At 61.7% G+C, this 240-nt stretch carries 1 protein-coding gene; it reads right to left on the reverse strand.

The window, feature by feature from the left end; genetic code table 11:
* Positions 1-240 (reverse strand): sodium:solute symporter family transporter (locus SB756_RS34660; RefSeq protein ID WP_410913832.1); only part of this gene is annotated, 240 nt, incomplete at both ends.

Raw genomic sequence — 240 nt, forward strand, 5'->3', positions numbered from 1 at the left:
GTGTAGGCAATCGTGGCCGCAGCCCCCGCCCACAGGGCAGTTTCATACGACATGCCGAAGGTGCTTTCGAACAGGCGGGCACCGGCAACGATGCCAGAGGCGCAATAGATGGTGAAGAACACCAGGATGACGATGGCCGAGATGATCCGCAGCAGGCCGCTGTTGTCTTCGAAGCGGCTGGAGAAGTAATCCGGCAGGGTCAGTGCATCACCGTTGTGCTCGGTCTGCACGCGCAGGCGG

Source organism: Pseudomonas sp. SIMBA_068, assembly GCF_046534705.1.
GTDB classification, from domain to species: domain Bacteria; phylum Pseudomonadota; class Gammaproteobacteria; order Pseudomonadales; family Pseudomonadaceae; genus Aquipseudomonas; species Aquipseudomonas putida.